The following is a 2,956-nucleotide window of genomic DNA, read 5'->3' on the forward strand; positions in this document are numbered from 1 at the left end:
CTTCGCCTTGAACTCCGCAGAATAGCGCTTTCGTTTCGTCATCTCAGGTCAGTCCTTCGTCAATCGCTAAAGCTTAGCAACTGGTCCGAATTCCTGCGACCACCTCTGTCTCCGACAGACCCGGGGCGATTCACTTCACAGAGAAGCACAATCTGCTGTCAACAACTTGGCAATACCCATCAGGCGCCTCTAACGGTATGGATTCACGAAGTGAATCCTTCATCGTCGGAGTTGCGCAACAACGCCGGTTTCACCCAATACGATCCGGCGAGCATAAGTTCGGCACTGAAGTGCCTTACTATGCTACAGAGCGTGTGCAATACTTCAAATGTGCACAAGTGCATGAGTGCAGCATCGCGCTAGTCTCCGAATGCACGCTCAGCTTCATGTCTTTTCCATAACTCGTTGAGCGCGTGTTCGATCAGTTCTGAGTTTGTCATGTCCAAGCGGGCTCTCAAGATAGCTACGCGTTCAAGCGTCGGATCACTTTTGTCGAAATATGCCCCTAGGTGCTTTTGCCCGCTTCGTTTGCTGGAGGGCTTTGCAGCGATCGAAGAGGAAGCTTTCGCCGGAGCACTTTCCGCAGGTTCCTGTGCCTTTCCCATGGCCGCCAACAATGGGTTTGTTTTTTTCATCGGATTACCTCAATTCTGCATAACTGCACTTGTGCACAAGTGCAGTTATGCTCCTTTGCAATTTTGCAGCTGTGTATAAGTCCATTTCCATAAATTCGCCACCTCATCTGCAGCCTTGGTTTCATTGCTTAGCTCTTGGACAGTGACCCCAGCAGCACTTGCAGCACGGTGCGCCTTGCGCCGGTGCAATACGATAGGTGCCATCTGGGCTCCCATCGCCTCTATTACTTCTCGTGTCTGCGCCACTTCTGCAGGACCGGTAGGATTTGCCATATTTATTACGGCAAACACGGGCCGTCCGAACCCGCGGCACAGGCGCAAGGTGCGAGGCATTTGCTCCAATGGTTCAACATCAGGGGTCGTAGGTATTAGGACAAGATCTGATACTTCGACGGCTGCTGGTGCTTCGGTTGAGCGGGCAGGGGGGGTATCGATAATCACCAAATCCGCAGTACCCTCTGCTTGGGCGAGCTTTTTAGGAAGTTCATTCTCTGTTGAAAATATGACGACAGGCATGTCAGCCTCGCGGCGCTCAGCCCATTGGCTGATACTTTGCTGGGTATCCATATCAATCAACAAGACCGATAGCCCATCGCGTGTGGCAGCTACAGCCAGAGATTTTGCCAAGGTTGATTTCCCGACACCTCCCTTTTGCATTGCTATGGTAATTATCTGCATTTTTGCCTTCCTGCATTTGTGCACACGTGCATAAACGCACTAATCCTTTTGTTTCTTACAGGCTTTCAAAGCCTAACTCTGGCATTTCTTCTATGAACAAATCACCCTGCTTACCTCTTTGCCCCTCCCATTGTTGTTTCTGCTCCTCAATAGTCTTGACCCACCATGAAAGCCTTAGCTTTGTTACCTTCCGTCCTTGAGTTTCGACCACATCTATGCGGCACGAGAATGGAGCAAGCGCGTTGACTTCAAGAACCGCAGGCTCGATCGCTTTCCGGCGGAAGGCAGCAAACGGCCCCAGCTTCCCACTTGGGACCCCGAGATAGTCACGGAGTTCACTAGTGTCGAAATCATTGTAGAAGACGTGCTTCAACCCAATGCGCTTCGCAATGATTTCATAGAGCGCCATCCCATACTTGGTTCCGAACCCATGCAGTATCTGCATTTCTAGCCGTGCAAAAATTTGGCTATCACGTAAAATCGGCAACAGCTTCGGGTGCAATTCGTAAGTTAGCATCGTCGAAATGCCTGGCCCGAATTTCTCTATGTCCGTTGGCCCCAAGAGCTGAACGTTTCGGGTAGATCCATCTGACATTCGCACGCGCACAACGGTCTGCATGAGGCTCATGATGGCCTCAGCCACCCGGTCATTTGAAGTGTGATTGCCGCGCAGGTCCGAAAAAGGAATCCTATATTCCTGACCTTCTGCAGCCATCCCTGGACCGAAAGCATTGGCAAGAAGCTGATTATAGATCCGGCGTGCAGCCAAGGTGATTTTTTCTCCGCCACGAATCTCGATCAGTTCAGCGGGTTTGATCACTTCGCCGCGTCGCTGATAGGCCGCTAGTGTTCCATTAGTGGTATCGTGACTTTTGGGGCGAGGTTCTTCTGCCATCTACAGTGACCTAAGCTATGTTCATGGGTCACAATAGGCAAAATTGCTGCAGTTTTGAACTGTTTTCGCACGATTGGCAAAAAAGAGTTCTGCACTCTTCTAGAGAGGGATGTGCTCAAAACGCTAATGGCAGCACCTCGCCCCAAAAGTCACGATACCTCGCCCCAAAAGTCACGATACCTCGCCCTAAAAGTCACGATACCTCGCCCTAAAAGTCACTTTCAGGCTATTTTTCTTTTTAGTATCAGATGGTTGAATGGCCATAAAAAGGAAGAAATAGAAAAGAAGAAAGAGGAAGGAGACTTATCCACAGGGGCTTTCAGCAAAGCATGCCTCACTTTAATCAGAAATCACCCCAACGGTCTCAAAGATCATGCTGAGCTAACATTCTTGTCTCTAAGATACGTCACGTAGAAAGCCTTGAGCATGCGGTGCTCTTGCAGACGATCACCCAGGTTGAACCCTACCTCGCGGCGAATCGGAGCCTGGAAAATGTCGAGACCGCGGTCGAGGACAATCTTCCAGCAGGTATCGGTGATGATGTCACGGGCATGCGCAGTATTGCTGGTGTCGAAAGCCCAGGTGAAGTCCACACCACTGCCGATGCAGGCTTCCGAAATGCTGTCCAGCAGTTCGCGTGGTATTGCCAAGTTGTTGACAGCAGATTGTGCTTCTCTGTGAAGGGCGTGGATCACGCGGTCATCTCAGCGGTGTAATCGGCCCAGAGGCTGAACGCATCGTTGCGGGC

The 2,956-nt window shown here is 50.8% G+C and carries 4 protein-coding genes; all 4 read right to left on the reverse strand.

The window, feature by feature from the left end; genetic code table 11:
* Nucleotides 1-359: 359 nt before the first annotated feature.
* Nucleotides 360-635: a hypothetical protein gene (locus DWB67_RS17560; protein ID WP_119808830.1), complete on the reverse strand. Its 276-nt coding sequence runs from the start codon at nucleotides 633-635 to the stop codon at nucleotides 360-362.
* Between the two features lie 45 nt (nucleotides 636-680).
* The gene (locus DWB67_RS17565) at nucleotides 681-1,313 is read right to left on the reverse strand and encodes a ParA family protein (protein WP_119808831.1); all 633 of its coding nucleotides are present in this window, start codon (nucleotides 1,311-1,313) and stop codon (nucleotides 681-683) included.
* 55 nt (nucleotides 1,314-1,368) lie between these two features.
* Nucleotides 1,369-2,208, reverse strand: a complete 840-nt coding sequence (locus DWB67_RS17570; protein ID WP_119808832.1) for a replication initiation protein — start codon at nucleotides 2,206-2,208, stop codon at nucleotides 1,369-1,371.
* Between the two features lie 371 nt (nucleotides 2,209-2,579).
* Nucleotides 2,580-2,903 (reverse strand): MIT C-terminal domain-containing protein, encoded by a 324-nt coding sequence (locus DWB67_RS17575; RefSeq protein WP_220475182.1) that lies wholly within the window; start codon nucleotides 2,901-2,903, stop codon nucleotides 2,580-2,582.
* Nucleotides 2,904-2,956 lie beyond the last annotated feature (53 nt).

The organism is Paracoccus sp. JM45, from assembly GCF_003590715.1.
Classification (GTDB): Bacteria; Pseudomonadota; Alphaproteobacteria; order Rhodobacterales; family Rhodobacteraceae; genus Paracoccus.

Coding starts and splice junctions, on each gene's coding strand:
- DWB67_RS17560 (WP_119808830.1), bottom strand. CDS start 635: ATGAAAAAAACAAACCCATTGTTGGCGGCCATGGGAAAGGCACAGGAA.
- DWB67_RS17565 (WP_119808831.1), bottom strand. CDS start 1,313: ATGCAGATAATTACCATAGCAATGCAAAAGGGAGGTGTCGGGAAATCA.
- DWB67_RS17570 (WP_119808832.1), bottom strand. CDS start 2,208: ATGGCAGAAGAACCTCGCCCCAAAAGTCACGATACCACTAATGGAACA.